The sequence below is a fragment of the Kitasatospora mediocidica KCTC 9733 genome (assembly GCF_000744225.1).
In the GTDB taxonomy this organism is placed as follows: domain Bacteria; phylum Actinomycetota; class Actinomycetes; order Streptomycetales; family Streptomycetaceae; genus Kitasatospora; species Kitasatospora mediocidica.
Genome location: NZ_JQLN01000005.1, coordinates 1,872,760 through 1,893,430 on the forward strand (window position 1 = coordinate 1,872,760; position 20,671 = coordinate 1,893,430).

Below are 20,671 nucleotides of genomic sequence, written 5' to 3' on the forward strand. Positions count from 1 at the left end.
ACGACATGGGTCACACCGTTGCCGGCTGGACCGGAACCGCCCTGGTCGTCGCCGGTGCCGCCGTCGCGGGCGTGGCGTTCGCGGCAGGCTCCACCGCAGGACTCGGCTGCGGCCTGGCCCTCACCGCCCTCGGGGCCCTCGCCGCCTGGCTCCTCCACCTCGCGGCCTGGGGCAAGCCCACCGGCCCCCGCCGCTCCGCCGACCGCCCCTGGCGAACCCGCGACGCCGCAGCCCGCCACGGTCACCCCGACTGCCTCGGCTGCCGCCTCGCCGGCCGCGCCCCCGCAGTCCGCGCGCCCGTCGCAGCCCGCGTCCGCGAGCGTGCCGACGCCTGACGGCGATCGACGTTGCTCAACACCGGAGCGCACGGGGGTCCCGACCCGGGATCGAGGCCGGCTATCCGAGATCTGACCCCGGCTCGGCGGCGGCCTCCAGGGGTGTTCGGGTCTTCGTGTGAAGGACGTCGCGGGCCTGGTCCGCAGCCCGGGTGATGCTCTCGGAGACGAAGTCGAGGAAGCGGGCGATGTTCTCCAGGCGGACGGCGGCCGGGGTGTCGGGTCGGAGGACGCCGACGCCCTGGCGGGCGGTCTCGGCGATCTGGATGGTGCCACGGGCGCTGGCGATCATGGACTGGTACCAGACGTCCTCGTCGGCGACGTAGCGCTCGCGGCGGCCTTCGTCGCGTTCCCGGCGGACCAGGCCCTGGCTCTCGAGGAACGTGATCGCTTTGGAGATGGACGCCGGGCTGACCTGGAGGCGCTGCACGAGTTCGGCCGCGGTGAGGCTGCCCGCGTCGGTGGTGTAGAGGCAGGCCATCAACCGCGCCCCCATCTTGGGGGTGCCCGCTTGGATGAGGACGGCGGTGAACGCGTCCTCGTACGCCCGCACGGCGTCGGCGTCGCGTCCGTGCGGCTGCTCGGGCGCCTGCGGCTCCCGCGGCGCGGGCTGGCTGTGCCGGTGGGCGCGGCGTTCGGTGGCGCGGTGGGCCAGGTCGGCGCGGTAGTCGGTCGGGCCGCCGTTGCGCATCACCTCCCGCGTGATCGTCGAGGTGGGGCGGTCCAGGCGTCTGGCGATCTCCGCGTAGGCGAGGTCGTCGGCCAGCCCCGACGCGATCTGCTGGCGTTCCTGCTGAGTGAGTCTGCCTCCCGGCACCGCGATCTCCCTTCGTCCTCCGTGATGCCCTCACTATAGCGTTCAGTTTCCATCCATTGCAACGAATAGGGCGACTGTCGTTGCATTAGGCTTCAGAATCACTGCAACGATTCCATGCCATCCACCTGTAGCGATGGCAATTTTGAGCATCTGGGCAGTTGTCGGACAGTGGAATGCAACGTAGCGTTTCCACTGTTCGCAACAACAGTTCAGAGGAGAGAACGATGCAGAAGTTCGCCACCCCCGCCCCGATCGCCGCCGTCCTGGACATCCCTGCGGGGCGCGTGCAGCTGATCGCCGCCGACCGGGCCGACACCGCGGTCGAGGTCCTGCCCGCGGATGCCTCGAAGAGCCGCGATGTGAAGGCGGCGGAGCAGGCCACGGTCGACTACCGCGACGGAGTCCTGCGGATCGAGGTCCCGACCAAGAACCAGTACCTCGGTGCCTCGGGAGCCATCGAGGTGACCATCCAGCTGCCCGCCGGCTCCCGGGTCGAGGCGAAGACGGCCTGCGCCGAACTGCGGGCCGTCGGCCGCCTGGGCGACGTCGTCTTCGAAGGCGCGTACCGCCAGACCAAGATCGACGAAGCCGCGAGCCTGCGCCTCACCGCGGTCGACGGCGACGTCGAGGTCGGCCGCCTGGGAGGCCCCGCGCAGATCAGCACCGCCAGGGGTGACATCCGGATCGCCGAGGCCGTGCGCGGGCAGCTCGTGCTGACCACCCAGATGGGCGACATCTCGGTCGGCGCCGCCGCCGGAGCCTCCGCCTCCCTGGACGCCGGAACCACCCACGGCCGCATCAGCAACAGCCTCAAGAACGACGGCACGACCGAGCTCGACATCCACGCGACCACCGCCCACGGCGACATCACCGCCCGCAGCCTCTGATCCGCAGCGTCTGCCCCCGCAGCCTCCGACCCACAGCCTCCGACCCACAGCCTCCGACCCACAGCCTCCGACCTGCACCCGCTGATCAGCAGCACCTGAGGAGCACTCTCACCATGACCAACCTGGCCATCGCGGCGAACGGGCTGCGCAAGTCCTACGACGACAAGGTCGTGCTCGACGGCGTCGACCTGGCCGTGCCCGAAGGGACGATCTTCTCCCTGCTCGGCCCGAACGGCGCCGGCAAGACCACCGCCGTGAAGATCCTCTCCACCCTCGTCTCCGCCGACCCGGGCACCGGCGACATCCACATCGGCGGCCACGACCTGGCCGCCGATCCCCAGGCGGTGCGCGCCGCGATCGGCGTCACGGGGCAGTTCTCCGCCGTCGACGGGCTGATCACCGGCGAGGAGAACATGCTCCTCATGGCGGACCTGCACCACCTCTCCCGCAGCGAAGGGCGGCGCACCGCAGCCGAGTTGCTGGAGCGCTTCGACCTGGTCGAGGCGGCGGGGAAGCCCGCCTCCAGCTACTCCGGCGGCATGAAGCGCCGCCTGGACATCGCCATGACGCTGGTGGGAAACCCGCGGATCATCTTCCTCGACGAGCCGACCACCGGCCTCGACCCGCGCTCCCGGCACACCATGTGGCAGATCATCCGCGAGCTGGTCCGCGAGGGCGTCACCGTCTTCCTCACCACCCAGTACCTGGAGGAGGCCGACCAACTCGCCGACCGTATCGCCGTCCTCAACGACGGCAGGATCGCCGCCGAGGGCACCGCCGACCAGCTGAAGCGGCTGGTCCCCGGCGGGCACGTGCGACTGCGCTTCGCCGACCCGGCCGCCTACCGGAACGCCGCCCTCGCCCTACGCGGGGCCACCCGGGACGACAAGGCCCTGGCCCTGCAGATCCCCAGCGACGGCAGCCAGCGCGACCTGCGCGCCATCCTCGACCGCCTGGACACCGCCGCCGTCGAAGCGGACGAGCTGACCGTGCACACCCCCGACCTCGACGACGTGTTCTTCGCCCTCACCGGCGGCGCAGACATCCCCAACCAGCCCAAGGAGAACGCCCGATGAGCTCCCTGTCCCTCGCCGTACGCGACTCTTCGACGATGCTGCGCCGCAACCTCCTGCACGCCCGCCGCTACCCGTCACTGACCCTGAACCTGCTGCTCACCCCGATCATGCTGCTGCTGCTCTTCGTCTACGTCTTCGGCGGCACGATGAGCGCGGGCATCGGCGGCGGCACTCCGGACCGATCCGCCTACATCGCCTACGTCGTCCCGGGTCTGCTGCTGATGACCATCGGCAGCACCGTGATCGGAACCGCGGTGTCCGTCTGCAACGACATGACCGAGGGCATCATGGCGCGCTTCCGCACCATGGCGATCCACCGTCCCTCGGTGCTCGTCGGGCACGTCGTCGGCAGCGTGCTGCAGTCGGTCGCCAGCGTGCTCCTCGTCGGCGCCGTCGCCCTGGCCATCGGCTTCCGCTCCAAGGACGCGACCGCCCTGAAGTGGCTGGCGGCGTTCGGGCTGCTCGTCCTCTTCGCCCTGGCGCTCACCTGGATCGCGGTCGGGATGGGCCTGATCAGCCCGAACGCCGAGGCCGCCGGCAACAACGCGATGCCGCTGATCCTGCTGCCACTGCTCTCCAGCGCCTTCACCCCGATCCACTCCATGCCCGGCTGGTTCCAACCCATCGCCCAGTACCAGCCGTTCACGCCCACCATCGAAACCCTGCGCGGCCTGCTCCTCGGCACCGCGATCGGCCACAACGGGTGGCTCGCCGTCGCCTGGTGCGTGGGCCTCGCGCTGCTCGGCTACTTCTGGTCGACCTCGACGTTCAACCGCGACCCGAAGTAACCGTGATGCCGGCGCGGGTCACCTCCCGCAGCTCACCCGCCCTGGGGCGGCGTGCTCCGACACCGCGTCGGCGCCCGCCGCCCCGTCGGCGTTCCCGGCCCGACGCCTGACTCGCGCCGCCGACGGAGTCAGGCGGCCGCAGTCGCCTCCGCACCTTCTGGACGGCTTCGGGTCTCCTGCCGCACCACACGCCGGCGCCGGGACGGGATGCCCGCGGTCGGGTTGGCCACGCCCCAGGCCGCGCCCCGGCAGATCAGTTCCTTGTAGAGGGCGGCCACCCGGCCCGTGAGGGCGCGGCTGACCGTGCGGTCGTCGGCGGTGACGAACTGGACCAGGCCCTCCTTGCGGCCGAGCGAGATGCACTGCTGGAAGTAGCGGATGGTGACCCGGGGGACCTTGGTGCCGGTGAGACGGGCGGCGAGCGCGTCGGCGGCCTGCCAGGCCATCGGAACACCCGAGGCACAGGACATCCGCAGGGGCTTTCCGGCCGGGCCGATCGCCATCGCCGCGTCGCCGACGGCGTACACGTCCGGGTGGGAGACCGAGCGCATCGTGGAGTCGACCACGATCTGGCCGCGGTCGGTGACTTCCAGGGTGCTGGCACGGGCGATCGGGTGGACGGCGAAGCCGGTGGTCCAGACGGTGACCTCGGCGGGGATCGTCGTGCCGTCGGCCGTCGTCACGCAGTCCGCCCGCACGGCGGTGACCGCCGTGTCTTCGTGGACCGTGATGCCGAGCTCGTCCACCACCTTCCGCAGGTGGGCGCGGCCCCGCTCCGAGAGCCAGTCGCCGAGAGCGCCGCTAGTCACCAGGGCGACATCGAGGTCCGGGCGAGCCTCGGCGATCTCGGTCGCGGCCTCCAGGCCGGTCAGGCCGCCGCCGACCACGACCACGGCCCGGCCGGCGCCCAGGGCGGCCAGGCGCTCGCGCAGGCGCAGGGCCCCGGGGCGGCTGGAGACCTCGTGGGCGTGGTCGGCGGTGCCGGGAACGCCCTCGTCGTTCCAGCCGCTGCCGAGTGCGTAGACCAGCGTGTCGTACGCGAGTTCCTCCCGCGCGGGGCCGTCCACGGCGGCGACCGTCACCGTCTTGCGGTCCACGTCCACGGCGGTGACCCTCGCGAGCTTCAGCTCCACGCCCGCGCCTGTGCCCGCGCCTGTGCCCGCTCCCGCGAACATCTCGCTGAACGGGCGGGGTGCGAGGTCCTGGCCGGCCGCGAGCTGGTGCAGCCGGACACGCTCGACGAAGTCGGGCTCGGGGTTGACGAGGGTGATGGTGACGTCCTCGCTGTGCAGCCTCCTGGCGAGGCGGCCGGCGGCGACGGCTCCGGTGTAGCCGGCGCCGAGGACGACGATGCTGTGCTGCATGTGCCTGCTCCTGTCTGCGTGGGGTCCGCCGTTGTCCTGCGCGGTTCCGCCCCTTGAACCGGGCAGCCCGGCGTTTCCTGACAGGATCGGGGTGTGAGGCACGTCACAGCGTGCGTCGGGTCGGATCAGAGGATGTGGAGCGGGGATTCCCCGTGGTCCGCGGCGGCCCACCGCCCGGTCGCGCGGACCAGCTTGTCGGGGTTGACCTGGCTGCGGACCCCGGCGATGCCCTCCGCCGTGACCTCCAGGCACGTGACCCCGATGACCCGGCCGTCCACGACCGCCACGAGGGCGGCCTCGCCGTTGGCGGTCGTGGCGTGGATCTCGGGCGCGCCGCCGACATAGGCCCGCTTGGCCTCGCTGGGCCTGAACAGGCCGCGCAGGAACTTGGCGACCGCGAGCGCCCCCTCGCACGCCTTCGCACGGGCCGGGACCTTCCCGCCGCCGTCGCCCACCGAGACGGCGTCCTCGGTGAGCAGGCGTACGAGCGGTTCGGTACGGCCGCTGGTCGCCGCGGCCAGGAACTCCTCGACGATCCTGCGAGCGGCGGCCGCGTCGATCTCGGTGCGCGCCCTGCCGTCCGCGACGTGCTTCTTGGCCCGGTGGTAGATCTGCTGACTGGCGGCCTCGGTGATGTCCAGGATCTCGGCGATCTCCCGGTGCGGGCAGTCAAAGGCCTCGCGCAGCACGTACACCGCCCGCTCGTTGGGCGACAGGCGCTCCAGCAGGACGAGGACGGCGTACGACACCGACTCGCGCTGCTCCACGGTGTCGGCCGGACCGAGCATCGGATCCCCGGCGAGCAGCGGCTCGGGGAGCCACTGCCCCACATACGTCTCACGCCGGGCGCGTGCCGAAGTGAGCTGATTGAGGCAGAAGTTGGTGAGGACCTTCGTCAGCCAGGCCTCAGGCACCTCGATCCGCTCGACGTCCGTCGCCTGCCACCGCAGGAACGTCTCCTGAACGGCGTCCTCCGCCTCACCCGCCGAGCCGAGCAGCCGGTACGCAACAGCCTCCAGCCGCGGCCTGGCAGCCTCGAACCGGTCCACGTCGCTCATGCTCAGGGCCATGCCCGCGGATCCTACCCGCCCTGCCAACACAACGTCAGCCGCGAGCAGGTCGTGATCGTGGCGCTCGTCGCTCGTTCCCCCAACCGGCTGATCACCCCGGCGGGTCGAGGGTCGAGCGCCGGGACTCCTGGGATCATCCGCCCATGACGACTGGAACGGGTGCCCCCGTGAAGACGGCAACGGCGCGGCTTGTCATCCTTACGCTGGCGGCCGGGCAGTTCCTGATGGCACTCGACAGCTCGGTGATGAACGTCTCGATCGCGACGGTGGCCCAGGACCTGGACACGACGGTGACCGGGATCCAGGGGGCCATCACGGCCTACACGCTCGTGATGGCGATGTTCATGATCCTCGGCGGGAAGGTCGGCGCGCTCGTCGGCCGCAAGCGTGCGTTCATGATCGGCTGTGTCGTCTATGCATCCGGGTCCCTGACCACGGCGCTCGCACCGAACCTGACGGTCCTCCTGATCGGCTGGGCATTCCTCGAGGGGATCGGAGCAGCGCTGATCATGCCCGCAATCGTGGCGCTCGTCGCCGGCAACTTCCCCCCGGAGCGGCGGCCGGCCGCCTATGGGCTCGTCGCGGCGGCAGGGGCGATCGCCATCGCGCTGGGGCCGATCATCGGTGGTGTCGCGACGACGTACTTCTCCTGGCGGTGGGTCTTCGCCGGCGAGGTCGTGATCGTAGTCGGCATTCTGGCCCTCGCCCGCCGCGTCAGCGACACGCCACCCGGCAGACGACCGCGCATCGATCTCGTTGGCGCCTGCCTCAGTGCCGCTGGGCTCGGGGTCTTCGTTTACGGTGTGCTCCGCTCGGACGACTGGGGCTGGTTCACGCCGAAGCCGGATGCGCCCTCCTGGCTCGGGATCTCCATGGTCGTGTGGCTCATGCTGGGAGGAATGCTCCTGGTGTGGGTCTTCTTCCGCTGGGAGAGCCACCTTGTGGAGCAGCACAAGGAACCGCTCGTGGACCCGGGGCTCATGCGGAACCGGCAGCTCACCGGCGGACTGACGATGTTCTTCTTCCAGTTCCTCGTGCAGATGGGTGTGTTCTTCGTCGTCCCGCTGTACCTGTCCGTAGCACTTGGCCTGTCCGCGCTCGCGACGGGCGTACGCATCCTCCCGCTGTCCGTCACGCTGCTCGCGGCGGCGGTCGCGGTCCCGCGCCTGCTCCCGAACGTGTCGCCGCGGCTGATCGTGCGGCTCGGGATCCTCTCGATGCTCGCGGGTACCGTCGTCCTGCTTGCTGCTCTCGACACCGATGCCGGCGGGGGAATCGTCACGATTCCACTCCTGTTGATCGGCCTCGGCATCGGCCTGCTCGCATCCCAGCTCGGGGCGGTCACCGTGTCCGCGGTACCGGATGAGCAGAGCGCCGAAGTGGGCGGGATCCAGAACACCGTCACCAATCTCGGCGCCTCGATCGGAACAGCACTCGCCGGGTCGATCCTGATCACGATGATGACGAGCTCGTTCATCACCAACATCGAGCAGAGCCCGGCGATCCCACCCCAGGTCAAGAGTCAGGCGAGCGTCGAACTCCAGGGCGGCGTGCCCTTCCTGTCGGACACGCAGCTCCAGGACGCCCTCGCGCAAGCGGGCGCGAGCGCGGAGACGACCCACGCGGCGCTCGACGCGAACAGCGACGCGAGGATCGACGGCCTGCGTGCCGCGCTGGCCCTCCTCGCCCTCGCCTCGGTCGTCGCACTGTTCTTCGTCCAACGGATCCCGACGGCCCAGCCTCGCGCCACGGCCAAGTAGCGGAGCCAACGGACGCTCCTGCGCCATCTACGTCGACGAAGCGCGATCGAGAACGGGTCAGGAGATCCTGCGGGACGTGATTTCTCCCAGCGGTTCTCCCAGGGCCCGGAAAAGCAGTCAGGGCCGGTGCTCCTTGCGGAGCACCGGCCCTGAGCTGGTCTTACTGGGTCGGGGTAGCGGGATGTGAACCCACGGCCTCTTCGTCCCGAATTACGGGCGGCGTGGTCGCCGAGGTCGTCCGGGCAGGTCAGAGACGGTGTCGGGGACGCTGGTGGTCACTGCTGGACGGGGCGGTTGCTGTACTTCTCTGCTGTACCTGCCCGGGGTAGTGGCCTTGTCGCGGACTTGACGGCCTTGTGGTGCGAGCGGTCGGCGCCGTGTTCTGCGCACGCCTCTTGCTGGAGGATGACGGCGATCTGGTCGACGTCGTCGTTGGTGTCGAAGAATCCCTGGATGGTCGGTGCCGCCGCGCCGTTGACGCCGATGAAGAAGGTGTAGAGGTGGCCGTCGTCCGCCTGCAGGTAGCCCGCGTACGTCTGCGCGTTGATGGCGATCTGCTGGTTGAGCAGGTCGCCGCCGATGATGGTGCCGGGCTTGGCGAAGACCTTGCCCTTGGCTGGGCAGTCGGTGGTGCAGTAGAGAGCACCCGTGCCGGATACACCGAGGATCGGCAGTGAGGTGCGGAACGCGTCCGCGTCGGGGGTGCGCAGCCAGTACGCGAGCAACTGGTTGAGCCCGGTGGGGGTGACGCGGTCGACGGGAACGTCACCGCGTCCGTCCGCCATCTGGAACTGGGTCGGGTCGACGTTTGCCGTCTGGGTGAGGAAGTCGTGGATGACCGGGAAGGCGTCGAAGCAGTTGTTGCTGCCGTGGTTCACGGCGATGTTGCACAGGGCCAGGTTGGCGCCGAGGTTGTGGCTGACATTCAGGATCAGCTTGGCGTAGTCGCGGTACTGCGGTGAGACGAAGGCGGCCACCTGAGGATCGCCGGTGTACGAGGCGGGCAGTGTGCTGTCCGGGTTGGGCCCGGTCGGTGGGGCGGTGACGGTGACCCCGGCGCGGCCCAGGGCCTCGATCAGGGCGGTGCGCCCGAAGGCGTTGGGGTCCTGGATCTGGGAGTTCTTCAGGGCGGGCTGGGCGTCGGCGGCGATTGTGCCGGAGAGCGTGATCGCGGTGCCGTCGGGGGACGTGGAGACCTGGATGTCGGTGGTGCCACCGGCCTCCACCGTCTGGACGTTGGAGGTGACCCGGTACGGCGCGACCTGCGGGCGCCAGCTCAGCTGGGCAGGCTGCCCGGGGGAGGTCGGCGTGCTCAACAGGTCGATGACGTTGTCGTTGATCATGAGGGGCGTCGGCTGGGGGGTGATCGGCGGGGGCGTGAACAGCCGTGCGTCGATCACGACATCGCCGTCGACCGTGGTGATGCCCGAGTCGCGGACCTGCTGGGCGATCTGGTCCAGGCCGGCGAGGGGGTCCTCGGGCGTGAGGGTGGCGCCCGGGACGTCGTCGGCGTAGGTGTGGTCGATGGGAGTGAAGTCGACCGACCCGTCCGGCTTGGTCCGGCCGCCCATGGTGAGGTCGCCCTGAGCGACGAGCGCCAGGTTCCCGGTGAGGGTCGATCCGTTGAGGTGGCCGACCGCGTTCACCGGCGTGGTGAAGCGGTGGTCCGGGCCGAGGTCGTGCCAGGCACCGGAGATGGTGATCAGCTTGACGGTCGAACCCGGCATGAAGAACTGGTCGGGGTACATCGAGTGGACGACCCGCCCGTTCTCGGCGTCGATCTCCAGCAGACCCCACTGCGCGTGCTTGTACGCGGGCTTGTTCATGATCGCCGCGATGTCAGGCCCGAGGTCGCTGTGCGAGTTATCCGCAGGTGCGGCGGCAGCTGTACCTGCCGCGACCGCGAGCGTGACACCGACGGTGGCCCAGGCCCGAAGCCGACCACGGATCCTTGATCTCATTCGTCAACCGTTCTGGAGGTGGAAGCCCCGTTCTGCAGGGCGCTCACGGCGCATGGTAGGTACGCGGTCTCCGGGGGCGGGGCTGCTGCGCGGTGTGCTGACGGCGTGGGGTGTGAAACTCATTCGGTTGGTCGAAGCCGGGCACCCGTATGAGTCGGGGTCGAACAGTGGGCGGGCCTGCCCGCGCGTGGCCGGCTGAGTCATCAAGGGGGCCCGTGATCCAGACCGGCGCGGTGGTCATGGACGACCTGTTCAAGTTCGGCTCTGAGGGACAGTCACTCAGTTGGTCACGCAGAACGAGTCAGGGCCCTGCCGGATTTCTCCGGTAGGGCCCTGAAGTCGAACTACTGGGTCGGGGTGGCGGGATTTGAACCCACGGCCTCTTCGTCCCGAATCACGGGCGGGGCGGTCACTGAGGTCGTCTGCACAGGTCAGAGGCGATGCCAGATGCGCTGAGGGCCACCTGCTGGACGCCCCGGTTGCTGTACTTCGCTGCTGTACCAACGAACGGCTGACGGACTGGAGGCTCGGGTCCCGCCACGTCGCGAGTGCGGAGAGTAACGAGAGAGGTAGCTTGTGGTCACCCGCTGTTGTGATCGTCGGACCGCTCCGCGCCGCTTGCGGCCACGGGCGAGCCGCAAGGGCCGAAAGGGTTTGCCCATGCACGTCGTCTCCAGTCGCACTCGTCTCAGCAGGGCCGTCCTGGCAACGTGCGGAGTGTCGGTGCTGCTCACCTCGCACGCGATGCTCGGTTCGAGTGCCGCTGCCGCCGGATCGCGTTCATCCGACCAGGCCGCTCACGGTAGGGGCGCGGTCATCACCGTGACGACCGCCAAGGTCGGTGCGCCCGGCAACCCGGCGGTAGGTGTCGTTCCGTTCACGGATGCCGTCTACCGCACGTGCACCGACGCCCCGCCGACGTCGAGTGACTGCCTGATGGTCGGCGCCGTCCGAGACCCCTACGAGATCGGGCAGTTGGAGGTGACGGTCGGCGAGTGGGTGGCCTTCCTGAACACGGTTGACCCTGCGGGCCGCGACCCCCACGGCCTCTACGACAGGACCGAGAGCTCGTCGGCCTGGCCGAAGTACGGCTCGGTCAACTTCTCCGCCGCCGGCGGCGACGGCTGCCACTACTCCGTGGCGTATCCGGAGTGGGCGGACAAGCCGTACGGCTTCGCGAACTTCCTGAAGGCCGCGCGCTTCGTCAACGCGCTCTACAACGGCCGACTGATCTCCAAGCAGGACAGCAGCAGCCAGGGCTTCCACTACGTCACCTACCAGGTCGAACTGTCGCCGGAGACCGAGCGCGGGATGTACGACCTCGCCCGGCCGGACGCGACCCGAGCCCATGACTCCGGCTTCGTCGTACCGAGCCAGGACGAGTGGATCAAGGCGGCCTACTACGACCCGAACGGCGGCGGCACCTACTCCTACTGGAAGTACCCGACCAATCCCGGAGTCTTCGGCGACGGCGAGGCGACCGCTCCCGCCCCCACGGTCCTCAACCCCACCACCGGCGATGTCGTCAACGCGGCGACCCAGCCCCTCGCCTCGTACCACGCCACCGGCCAGCCGGCGCCGAACTGGTGCCCCGGCGAGGTGCAGCCCGACGTCTGTGCCACCGTCAACCCGTTCGGACTCGATCCCGCCAGCTACGCGAGCGCCTACCAGGGCAGCCTCAGTACGGTCGGCCAGGCGAGGAGCACCTCACCGTGGGGCACCCTCGACCAGGGCGGCAACGCGGTCGAGTCGACCGACACGATCACGCCGCCCCCGACCGGAGGCGACTCCGCACGGGTCTGGCGCCGCGCGCACGGCGGGGTGTCCAACGCCGGCGCGTATCAGATGTGGCCCTCCGCGGTCGGACTCCAGCCCCAGGACAACGTGTTCTTCAACCTCACCTATCCGTGGTTCGGCATCCGGCTCGGAGTGATCGGCGACCTGGAGCCCAGGGGCGGCGGCAGCTGAACCACGGTCCACGTCGCCGTCGCTCGCGGGTCCTGATGGCCGAAGCCCTGTCACCGGACATTCTCGCGGGCCCGACGGTGTCGCCGATGAATGTCGGTGCGGTCCTGTTCGAGGTGTGCCCGGGGCGGGGGTCCCCGGGCACCCGGGGACTACGGCGTCACGATGTCGAACTCCACGTCGTGCAGTGGGCTGACCTGGTCATCGGCACTTTCGAGGTGCACCCAGCCGCCGTCCAGTTCGCCGTGCGGAGGAGCGGTCGGCGAAATCTGCACCGGGAGAAGCACGGTGGCCGTGCGCAGCGCGCGCAGGCCCGGCGGAAACGTGCAGGTGACGACGGTGCCGGTCCCGTCGGTGGTGCAGGTCGAGGGGAAAGAGGCGCCCGTGGTGGTGGCGCCGTTCGGCAGGGTGACCCGCACGCTGTGGGCCGAGGCGCTGGTGTCCGGTCCATCGTTGACCACCAGGACGTTGACGGTCGTCGACCCACCCGGAGGAGCAGGCGGGACGGTGATGCTGACCACGGCGTAGTGCGAGTCGGAGGGGCCTGCGGCCATGGCTGGGGTTGCTGCCAGCAGGCATGCTGCCGCGACCGTCCACAGCGCCAACTGCCGTCGCGATCCTGGTCCGTGAGTCATAGCAAGCACCTGCCTTGTCTGAGAGCCAACGTGCTGCGGTGCGTGGGACGCCCGGGGCGTCCGGGGACGCCCGCCGGTCAGGGTGCCGGGGCGACCGGTTGGAGCGGCCGATGGGGTATCGCGCCACGTTAACTGACTGGACGTCGGAGGGGTGGACGACTCGTCTGCTGCCGGCGAGGCGGTGCTGCCGGAGGGGGTGGTGCGTGCGCTCACCGGTACACCCGGACGTAGTCGGCGGCCGAGGTGATCGGCGTGGAGTTCTGCGGCCCGGGGTGATAGGTCCCCGCCTCCACCGAGAGGTTCAGGATGAGGTAGGCCGACCAGGACGCGCCCACTCCGGTCCCGTCGGAGAAGACCTTCACGCCGTTCACGTACCAGTCCACCGAGGTGGCGCCGTAGTGTGTCCCGATGACGACCCAGTCGCCCGGAGCCACCCCGGCGGCATTGGTGTAGTAGTCCTGGGACGCCTGGACGTGGTTGGTCAGCTCCAGCAGGTTCGGGTTGTCGGGGTGGTACTCGTACTTGTCGATCTCGTTGTCGCCGTTGCGCCAACTCCACAGAGCGGGCCAGGCGCCGATGCCGGAAGGCATCTGGACCCGGGTCTCGATGTAGTCGTCCGTCCGGACCTGGAAGCCCTCCGAGGAACCCTCGGTGGTGAGCAGCCCGGTGGTCCAAGCCTGCTTGCCGTTCTCCAGGACGTGGGAGCTGGGCTGGGCGGTGAAGGTGGCGACACCGTTGGCGACGGTCACAGCGGACTGGGCCAGCCAGTCGAGCTTGTCGTCGTTGGGGTTGTGAGTGCCGTACTGGTAGGCGCTGGTCGTGGTGCCGACCCAGCGGGTTCCGTAGGCGATGGGCTGGTTGAACTCCTCGTCCCAGGTGAGGGTCTTCCCCTGGGTCGGATCCGCCGGAGGCCCGGACGGCGGGGCCACCGTCAGAGTCTGCTGGGGCAGGTCGTGGTAGCCCGTACTGTCCTTGTAGTAGCCGAATTCCGAGTACGTGCCGGCAAGGAAGGTCCGCGCGCCCGAGGTGTAGGTGAATCCTGACGGGCAGATGGTCACGTTGTGGCGCGTCACTGCGGCTTGGAGCCTCCGCGCCGGGGATCTAAACCCCTCGTCAACGGACGGCGCGTCAAGATCGATCTGGCGGGCGTATCAGGTTCGTCAAGGTGGTCTGGATCGGTCGAGAAGTGGATCTAGCATCCGGATCTCGCACATTCCAGTGAGGAATCAGGGGTTCACCATGCGCGCTTTCTCGCGCCTGAAACAAACGTTGCGCCAACGCGCCGTCACGGCGGTTCTGTTGATGGCCCTGGCGATGGCAGGGGTGGGCGGCCTGGCCGCACCGCAGCGTGCTGCCGCAGCTGGCGCCAACGGCTGCGCGGGGCAGGACACCCCAGGGGGTGGCAACTGCATCAGCGCCCTGATCAATTCCATCTTCGGTGAGATCAACGTCTTCGTCTCGGCGGCTCGGGGCGCCAAGAGCGACAATGCGAAGTTCACCCAGGACGCCGTCACCCAGTTCCAGGCCACGGCGCCCGGTTACAACATCCTGGTGTTCAAGTACGACGGCACCGACGCCTACGACACCAAATGGTTCGTCAACCCCTATGCGGCGAACATGCACGGCGTGCTGATCGACACGACCTTCAAGCTGCAGCACCACGACTCGGAGGGCGGCCCGTTCGGCTACGACGACTTCCGGCTCTGGGTCTTCAAGGGCGAGTCGACGTTCACCAACAAGGGGGACGGTGGCTACTCGAACTGGGCTTTCGTGGGGAGCGACGGCGAGACGGACACGGTGCGCCACCCCCCGTGCGGGAAGATCGCCTGCAGTCACACCGACCGCACCCTCCACTTTCCCGCCCGGTCCACCCCGCAGCAGACCAACAGCCTGAGCCCGGACGCCAGTTCCGGCCACCACGCCTGCCTGGACGTCGACCAGAACGGCACCGCCAACGGCACCCCGATCCAGCTGTGGGACTGCCACGGCGGCAGCAACCAGTCCTGGACGTACAACGGCTTCCAGCTCCGTGCCAACGGCAAGTGCCTCGACCTGCCCGATGACAACACGGCGCAGGGGACCAAGCTCCAGCTCTGGGACTGCGTGGAGGCCGCCAGTCAGCGCTGGTACCTGACGCCCGACGGCACCTTCCGGCACATGGAGGACCCCACGGACCGCAGCAAGGATGTCTGCATCGACGTCCCCAACGGCGTGGTCAGCAACGGTACCCGGCTCCAGGTCTGGGGCTGCGGATCGGCGGCCAACGGCAGCCTCGGCCACCAGAGCTGGCACTGGGGCGGCGTGATCGTGGACGGCGGCGGCGGGGGAACGGGTGACGGCGGGAAGGTGATCGACGGCACGCCGTACCTGCGCCTGTCGGACGGCCTGGGCGCCGTCGTCACCGGCTCCAACGCCGGAGCGCCGGTCGTCGCCGGGATCCGGGGCGGCAGCGACTCGAAGTGGCAGTTCACCTCCCTGGGCGGCGGCCGCTACAAGATCACAAACGTCTCCTCCGGCCTGGCTCTCACCGAGAACACCGGCAGCTATCTCGCCGAGACCCAGCCCTGGAACGGTGCCGACGAGCAGAAATGGGAGCTCGCCAGCACTGGGAACGGCACCTACCAGATCCGGATCAGCTCCGACGACTGCCTGACCTACGACGAGGACTTCAAGACCCTGGGCGTGTGGACCTGCAAGAGCGGCTGGACCCAGCAGTGGGCACTCAGCTGACTGCCCGGTGACCCGAACGGGCCCGCCGCGCTGCGGCGGGCCCACCAGCGGGTCCCCCTGCTACCAACACTGGCTTGGACTGACCACGCCCTCGCCTCGTGACCTTCGGGAGCGGGCGGTACTGGCGACTGTCACGGCTGGCGAACCGGTTCGTGTTACTCAAGCGAGATCCTGAGCCTCAGTCACTCAGGTGGTCACGCAGAACGAGTCAGGGCCCTATCGGATCTCTCCGATAGGGCCCTGACTCGTACTACTGGGTCGGGGTGGCGGGATTTGAACCCACGGCCTCTTCGTCCCGAACGAAGCGCGCTACCAAGCTGCGCCACACCCCGGTCCTGCGGTTTGTCGCTCTGTTTCCTTCGCAACGAGTAGAACTCTACCCGACGCAGGTCAGGAGACGAAATCCGGTTTCTGGGCGGGTGTGGGGAGGGGTCAGGGGCGGGGGGTGAGGGTGAGGAGGGTGGCTTCGGGGGGGCAGGCGAAGCGGACGGGGGTGTAGCGGTTGGTGCCGCAGCCGGCGGAGACGTGGAGGTAGGACTCGCGGCCGCCGGCGCGGTGGGTGGAGAGGCCCTTGACGCGCTTGGTGTCCAGGTCGCAGTTGGTCACCAGGGCGCCGTAGAAGGGGATGCAGAGCTGGCCGCCGTGGGTGTGACCGGCCAGGATCAGGGGGTAGCCGTCGGCGGTGAACGCGTCCAGGCTGCGGAGGTAGGGGGCGTGCACCACGCCGATGGAGAGGTCGGCGTCGGCTGACGGTCCGCCGGATACGTCGGCGTAGCGGTCACGGCGGATGTGCGGGTCGTCCAGGCCGGTGAACTCGACGTCCAGGCCGGCCAGCGGGAGCCGGCCGCGGCTGTTGGTGAGGTCGAGCCAGCCGGCGCCGTCGAAGCCGTCGCGGAGCTTCTCCCACGGGTTGTGGACGGCGCCGGTGATGCCGCGTCGGCCGGTGCCGTCGGCGTTGTTGAGTCCGTGGTTTCCGCTGCTCAGGGCCTTGAGGTAGCGGGTCGGGCTCTTCGGGGTCGGACCGTAGTAGTCGTTGGAGCCGAAGACGTAGACGCCGGGGAACTCCATCAGCGGGCCGAGGGCGGCCAGGGTGGCGGGCACGGCGAGCGGGTCGGAGAGGTTGTCGCCGGTGTTCACCACCAGGTCGGGGCGGAGGCCGGCCAGGCTCTGCAGCCAGCGCTGCTTCTTCCGCTGCCCGACGACCATGTGGATGTCCGAGACCTGGAGTACCCGGACCGGCTTGGCCCCCTTCGGCAGGACGGCGGCCTGCACCCGGCGCAGCCGGAAGGCACGGACCTCGTACCCGACGGAGTAGGTGAGGCAGGCGGCGCCGGTCGCGGCGATTCCGAGCGGAACGGAGTACAGCTTTCGCATCGTCCCATCGTCGCAGACCATGACACGGCGAGTGCACGCCCCCTGACGCGCCGGGAGCGTGCGCCCTGAGGGCGGTCGGTCGGTGATCGGCCGGCGATCGGCTGGTGATCGCCCGGAGCTCAGGCGGTGGCGGGGTTAATCGGGGGCGGGGGCAGGGCGTAGGTGTAAGACTCGGCTGCATGACAACGCTCAAGGAGCGGCTGCGGGATGACCTGACGGCCGCGATCAAGGCTCGGGACGAGCTGCGCTCGTCCACCATTCGGCTGACCCTGGCCGCCGTCACCGGAGCGGAGACGGCCGGCAAGGTGAAGCGTGAGCTCACGGACGGCGAGGTGCTGCAGGTCGTCCGGGGGGAGGCGAAGAAGCGCCTGGACGCTGCCACCGCCTTCGAGGGCGCCGGCCGAACCGAGTCCGCGGCGCGTGAGCGGGCCGAGGGTGTGGTGCTGGCGGAGTACCTGCCGAAGCAGCTCGACGACGACGAGCTGGCGGCGATCGTCGCCGACGCGGTCGCCGAGAGCGGGGCGAGCGGGCCGCAGGCGATGGGGGCCGTGATGAAGATCGTCCGGCCGAAGGTGGACGGTGTGGCGGAGGGCGGCCGGGTGGCCGCCGCCGTGAAGGCCGCTCTGCAGAAGTAGGCGAGAAGTAGGCGAGGAGAGGGGGAGGGGGCGGGGCCCCGCCCCCTCCCCCTCAGTGGTGGGCGGTCGGCTTGCCGGGCTTGCCGCCGCCCGTGATCCCGCCGATGCCGCCGCCCGGGATCGGCGGCAGGCTGCCGGCTCCGCCGATCCCGCCGCCGATCCCGCCGGTGCCCGGACCGCGGGTGGTGCCGCCGCCCGGCGGCGGGTTGAGGCCGGCCGCCGGCGCCGGGTTCGGCGGCGGGTTGGTCGCGGGGGAGTTCTGGCCGGCGGGCTGCGCCGGGTTCTGCCCAGGGTTCTGGCCGGGGCTCGGCGATGCTGAGCCGCCGGCCGTCGGCGCCGGCAGCGTGACCAGCTGGAACGTGCTCCGCGGGGTGCCGGCGAGCGCCTCGCTCATCGCCTCCTGCCAGGCGGGGCCGGGGCCGGTGGAGCCGTACACGCCGTTGTTGTCGGCGAAGGACCGCCCGCCGATCTTGATGCTCCCGTCCATCTTGACGCCGCCCTCGGGGCCGCCGAGCCAGACCACGCCGACCAGGTCGGGGGTGTAGCCGTCGAACCAGGCGGCGCGGCGCTCGTCGGTGGTGCCGGTCTTGCCGGCGATCATGCGGCCGTCGTCGAGGCCCAGCGCGCTGCCGGTGCCCTTCTCGGTGACGCCGTTGAGCAGGGTGTTGATGGCGTCGGCGGTGCCCTGCTGCATGACCTGCTCGCAGTCGGCCGCCGGGACGGTGAGCTTGCGGCCGTCGCTTCCGGTGACGGAGCTGATCGCGACCGGGGTGCAGAAGGTGCCGCGCGAGGCGAACGCGGCGTAGGCGCCCGCCATGTCCAGCGGGCTCATCTCCTCGACGCCCAGCGTCATCGCCGGGACCTCCTCCAGCGGCGCGCCGCTGGCCTTGCCCCGGATGCCCAGCTTGTTGGCCATCTGCTTCATCGGGCAGAGGCCGACGTCCTGCTCCAGCTGGACGAAGTAGGTGTTGACCGAGCGGGCCATCGCCTCGGGCATGCCGAACGGGCCGACCTCGGACGGGCTGTCGTTGGCCACCAGGTCGTGGCCGCTGTTGGTCCAGGTGCCCTCGCAGGTGGTCATGCTGGGGTAGGGCATCTGCGCGGGCGCGGGGTACTGCTGGTTCAGCGGGGTGCCGGACTCCAGCGCGGCCGCGGCGAGGATCGGCTTGAACGTCGAGCCCGGCTGGAAGCCGTTGCCGCCGCCCATCGCGGCGTCCGCGTTCAGGTTGACCACGGTCTGGTGCTTGGTGGCGTCCAGGCCGTAGGGGCGGGTCTGGGCCATCGCGAGGATCTCGCCGGTGCCGGGCTTGAGCATGGTCATCGCGGCCGAGACCGTGTCGGTGGTGTAGACCTTCGTGGTGACGGCCTTGTTCGCGGCGGCCTGCTTGTCGGGGTCGATGGTGGTGTAGATCCTCAGCCCGCCGTCGTTCCAGAGCTTGTTGCGGTCGGCGGCGGAGGCGCCGAAGACCGGGTCGCCCTTGATCACGTGCCGGACGTAGTCGCAGAAGAAGCCCATGCCGGCGCTGGCCGTGATGCAGCCGTTCAGCGGCTCGTGGTAGTTCAGGTCGAGCGGGGTGGCGGTGGCGTCCTTGGCCTGCTGCGCGGTGATGTGCCGGTATTCGGCCATCTTGGCGATCACGGTGTCCCGGCGGGTCTTGGCCGCGGCCGGGTGGAGCATCGGGTCGTACGCCGAGGGGTTCTGCACCAGGCCGGCCAGCGTCGCGGCCTCGGCGACGGTGAGGTCCTTGTTGCTCTTGCCGAAGTAGCGGTTGGAGGCGGCCTCGACGCCGTACGCCTGGTGGCCGTAGAAGGTGATGTTCAGGTAGTTGGTGAGGATCTGCTCCTTGGGCAGCTCCTCCTCCAGCTTCATGGCGTACTTCAGCTCCTGGATCTTGCGGCCCAGGCTCTTCTTGGTGGCCTCCAGGAAGGCCGCCTGGTCGTCGCCGGCCTGCTCGACGAAGACGTTCTTCACGTACTGCTGGGTCAGCGTGGAGGCGCCCTGGGTCGCCGATCCCGACTCGGCGTTCTTGCTGATCGCCCGGACGACGCCCCTGGGGTCGATCGCGCCGTGCTCGAAGAAGCGGTTGTCCTCGATGTCGACCTGCGCCTGACGCATGATCGGGGACATCTGATCCCGGGTCAGAATGGTGCGGTCCCGGTCGAACACCTTGGCGATTTGCTGGCCCTTGCTGTCGTAGATGAACGAGGCCTGCGAGAGCGTGGGGGTCTTGAAGTCGTCCGGGATGTTGTCGAAGCTCTCCGCGCCCTTCTTCGCCCCGATGCCGAGCGCGCCCACCGCGGGCAGCGCGAGGCCGGCGAGCAGGAAGCCGGAGAGGACGCTGACCCCGAGGAACTTCGCCCCCTGGCCGGCCAGCTCGACGGGAGGAGTGCCCTTTCGGCCTGCCGGTTCGCCGGGGCGCGGGGCGGATGTGGGGCGCTTCGGTGCCATGGGGGCGACTCTACGTTTCCACGTTGCGGATTCCCGCCCTTGAAGGCACGCGTTCGCCTACGCTTGACGAGGGGGCGTGACAGCTTCGCTCCGTATACTCCCGAGACTCCTGTGAGTGTTGAGAGTTGTCCGAATTGATGGGGTATGAGATAGCTGTCACGGCCGTTCTGTGGCGTCGTCGGGGTCTCCTGGGCCGACGGCTGTGGCACAGCGTGACGAAAGGGGCGATCCAGGCGCCCGCAAGGCCTGCAACCTGCGATCACTCCAACGAGTGATCTGACGGGCACCCATAGTCCAATCGGGTCATTCGAGATTGGGCCCTGGGGGGCTGTTGCGCTTCGCCAATCTTCCGTAACGTCCTCAACTGGCAGCGGTGAATATGCCGTTGCCGCCGTGGGGGAGCCTCGATTCGGGAGAGGACGGCGCCGGCATGGGCTGGGTAGATGACTGGAGTGCGCAGGCTGCCTGTCGCACGAGCGATCCGGACGAGCTGTTCGTCCAGGGGGCGGCGCAGAACCGCGCCAAGGCGGTGTGCAGCGGGTGTCCGGTGCGCACCGAGTGCCTGGCCGACGCGCTCGACAACCGGGTCGAGTTCGGGGTCTGGGGGGGAATGACCGAGCGCGAGCGCAGGGCGCTGCTGCGCCGGCGTCCGACGGTGATGTCGTGGCGGCGGTTGCTGGAGACCGCCCGCACGGAGTACGAGGAGTCCTTGGCGACCGGCGTGATCCTGTCGGACTACGCCCAGGCGGGCTGAGGCCCGGTCAGCACCGGGTCCCAACACGTAGATGCTGGGATACCCGGCAAACGGATGCCCAGCTGGACGAC

17 protein-coding genes and 1 tRNA gene are annotated in these 20,671 nt (G+C 69.7%); 9 read left to right on the forward strand and 9 right to left on the reverse strand.

The features are described 5' to 3' along the window. The first annotated feature begins 5 nt into the window (after nucleotides 1-5). On the forward strand, nucleotides 6-335 hold the full coding sequence (locus tag BS80_RS22300; RefSeq protein ID WP_157536472.1) for an HGxxPAAW family protein: 330 nt from the start codon (nucleotides 6-8) through the stop codon (nucleotides 333-335). A gap of 61 nt (nucleotides 336-396) precedes the next feature. Here the strand turns inward: BS80_RS22300 and BS80_RS44130 are convergent, their stop codons facing one another. Then, the gene (locus BS80_RS44130) at nucleotides 397-1,152 is read right to left on the reverse strand and encodes a GbsR/MarR family transcriptional regulator (RefSeq protein ID WP_035799969.1); all 756 of its coding nucleotides are present in this window, start codon (nucleotides 1,150-1,152) and stop codon (nucleotides 397-399) included. Between the two features lie 224 nt (nucleotides 1,153-1,376). On the opposite strand from BS80_RS44130, the gene BS80_RS22310 reads away from it, so the two are divergent. From BS80_RS22310 to BS80_RS22320, 3 genes are all read left to right on the forward strand, one after another. Further along, a complete protein-coding gene (locus BS80_RS22310; protein WP_035799972.1) occupies nucleotides 1,377-2,039 on the forward strand; it encodes a DUF4097 family beta strand repeat-containing protein in 663 nt (220 codons plus the stop codon). A 113-nt stretch (nucleotides 2,040-2,152) separates the two neighbouring features. Continuing rightward, on the forward strand, nucleotides 2,153-3,115 hold the full coding sequence (locus BS80_RS22315; protein WP_035799974.1) for an ATP-binding cassette domain-containing protein: 963 nt from the start codon (nucleotides 2,153-2,155) through the stop codon (nucleotides 3,113-3,115). Beyond that, a complete protein-coding gene (locus tag BS80_RS22320) occupies nucleotides 3,112-3,903 on the forward strand; it encodes an ABC transporter permease (RefSeq protein ID WP_035799977.1) in 792 nt (263 codons plus the stop codon). The genes BS80_RS22315 and BS80_RS22320 overlap by 4 nt, the downstream gene beginning before the upstream one ends. 128 nt (nucleotides 3,904-4,031) lie before the next feature. Here BS80_RS22320 and BS80_RS22325 read toward each other — a convergent pair whose 3' ends face one another. Together BS80_RS22325 and sigJ are read right to left on the reverse strand one after the other, a co-directional pair. Further along, complete coding sequence (locus BS80_RS22325) at nucleotides 4,032-5,267, reverse strand: NAD(P)/FAD-dependent oxidoreductase (RefSeq protein ID WP_035799979.1); 1,236 nt, start codon at nucleotides 5,265-5,267, stop codon at nucleotides 4,032-4,034. A gap of 125 nt (nucleotides 5,268-5,392) precedes the next feature. Further along, nucleotides 5,393-6,337, reverse strand: coding sequence for an RNA polymerase sigma factor SigJ (gene sigJ, locus BS80_RS22330; protein ID WP_035799981.1), 945 nt, complete (start codon nucleotides 6,335-6,337; stop codon nucleotides 5,393-5,395). Between the two features lie 143 nt (nucleotides 6,338-6,480). Here sigJ and BS80_RS22335 point away from each other — a divergent pair, with 143 nt between their 5' ends. Then, nucleotides 6,481-8,097: an MFS transporter gene (locus tag BS80_RS22335; RefSeq protein WP_035799984.1), complete on the forward strand. Its 1,617-nt coding sequence runs from the start codon at nucleotides 6,481-6,483 to the stop codon at nucleotides 8,095-8,097. Nucleotides 8,098-8,372: 275 nt separating this feature from the next. Here BS80_RS22335 and dacB read toward each other — a convergent pair whose 3' ends face one another. Beyond that, nucleotides 8,373-10,058 (reverse strand): D-alanyl-D-alanine carboxypeptidase/D-alanyl-D-alanine endopeptidase, encoded by a 1,686-nt coding sequence (dacB, locus tag BS80_RS22340; RefSeq protein WP_083975054.1) that lies wholly within the window; start codon nucleotides 10,056-10,058, stop codon nucleotides 8,373-8,375. An 822-nt stretch (nucleotides 10,059-10,880) separates the two neighbouring features. Between dacB and BS80_RS22345 the strand changes: the two genes are divergently transcribed. Beyond that, nucleotides 10,881-12,026 (forward strand): hypothetical protein, encoded by a 1,146-nt coding sequence (locus BS80_RS22345; RefSeq protein ID WP_232246572.1) that lies wholly within the window; start codon nucleotides 10,881-10,883, stop codon nucleotides 12,024-12,026. A 149-nt stretch (nucleotides 12,027-12,175) separates the two neighbouring features. On the opposite strand, the gene BS80_RS22350 is transcribed toward BS80_RS22345, so the two are convergent. Continuing rightward, nucleotides 12,176-12,658, reverse strand: coding sequence for a hypothetical protein (locus BS80_RS22350; RefSeq protein ID WP_157536474.1), 483 nt, complete (start codon nucleotides 12,656-12,658; stop codon nucleotides 12,176-12,178). Between the two features lie 209 nt (nucleotides 12,659-12,867). Beyond that, nucleotides 12,868-13,731 carry a glycoside hydrolase family 16 protein gene (locus BS80_RS22355; RefSeq protein ID WP_157536476.1) on the reverse strand — a complete coding sequence of 288 codons (864 nt, stop codon included), beginning with the start codon at nucleotides 13,729-13,731 and terminating at the stop codon, nucleotides 12,868-12,870. A gap of 166 nt (nucleotides 13,732-13,897) precedes the next feature. Between BS80_RS22355 and BS80_RS22360 the strand changes: the two genes are divergently transcribed. Then, on the forward strand, nucleotides 13,898-15,388 hold the full coding sequence (locus tag BS80_RS22360) for an RICIN domain-containing protein (protein ID WP_198045579.1): 1,491 nt from the start codon (nucleotides 13,898-13,900) through the stop codon (nucleotides 15,386-15,388). A 258-nt stretch (nucleotides 15,389-15,646) separates the two neighbouring features. Here BS80_RS22360 and BS80_RS22365 read toward each other — a convergent pair. Further along, nucleotides 15,647-15,720, reverse strand: a tRNA-Pro gene (locus tag BS80_RS22365). 100 nt (nucleotides 15,721-15,820) lie between these two features. After that, nucleotides 15,821-16,762: a metallophosphoesterase gene (locus tag BS80_RS22370; RefSeq protein WP_035799992.1), complete on the reverse strand. Its 942-nt coding sequence runs from the start codon at nucleotides 16,760-16,762 to the stop codon at nucleotides 15,821-15,823. Nucleotides 16,763-16,941: 179 nt separating this feature from the next. Here BS80_RS22370 and BS80_RS22375 point away from each other — a divergent pair, with 179 nt between their 5' ends. Continuing rightward, a complete protein-coding gene (locus tag BS80_RS22375; RefSeq protein WP_035799995.1) occupies nucleotides 16,942-17,397 on the forward strand; it encodes a GatB/YqeY domain-containing protein in 456 nt (151 codons plus the stop codon). A gap of 52 nt (nucleotides 17,398-17,449) precedes the next feature. On the opposite strand, the gene BS80_RS22380 is transcribed toward BS80_RS22375, so the two are convergent. Further along, nucleotides 17,450-19,846 (reverse strand): transglycosylase domain-containing protein, encoded by a 2,397-nt coding sequence (locus tag BS80_RS22380; RefSeq protein WP_035799996.1) that lies wholly within the window; start codon nucleotides 19,844-19,846, stop codon nucleotides 17,450-17,452. A gap of 430 nt (nucleotides 19,847-20,276) precedes the next feature. On the opposite strand from BS80_RS22380, the gene BS80_RS22385 reads away from it, so the two are divergent. Continuing rightward, nucleotides 20,277-20,600 (forward strand): WhiB family transcriptional regulator, encoded by a 324-nt coding sequence (locus tag BS80_RS22385; protein WP_035799998.1) that lies wholly within the window; start codon nucleotides 20,277-20,279, stop codon nucleotides 20,598-20,600. Nucleotides 20,601-20,671: the final 71 nt, after the last annotated feature.